The 364-nt window shown below is 72.8% G+C and carries 1 protein-coding gene; it reads left to right on the top strand.

Annotation, left to right across the window (positions count from 1 at the left end):
• Window positions 1–364, top strand: a 364-nt coding sequence (locus OQE62_RS19415) for a phosphopantetheine-binding protein (RefSeq protein ID WP_265723699.1), incomplete at both ends; no start/stop codon positions are given.

Genomic DNA, 364 nt, shown 5'->3' with positions numbered 1-364 from the left:
GGGTGCGCGAGGCGCTGGCGCGCCGGCTGCCGGACTATATGGTGCCGGCGCGGGTACTGGCGGTGGGGGAACTGCCGCTGGGGGACAACGGCAAGATCGACCGCCGCGCGCTGCCGGCACTGGCGCGCCGCAGCGACAGCCGCGCCCCGGTGCCCGCGGAGGGAGAACTGGAGCGCTCGATTCTGGACGTATGGCGGGAACTGCTGGGCCGCGACAATTTCGGCGTCACCGACAACTTCTTCGATATCGGCGGTCACTCCCTGGCGGCGATCAAGGTGGTGGCGCGGCTGCGCGAGCGCCTGGGCCGGGAGCTGCCGACCACGCTGCTGTTCGATGCGCAGACGGTGCGCGCGCTGGCCGCGCG

This window comes from Microbulbifer halophilus, assembly GCF_026183675.1.
Taxonomy (GTDB): Bacteria; Pseudomonadota; Gammaproteobacteria; order Pseudomonadales; family Cellvibrionaceae; genus Microbulbifer; species Microbulbifer halophilus.
The sequence above is the reverse complement of the archived record's forward strand: the minus strand, read 5'-3'. Positions and strand labels throughout refer to the sequence as shown.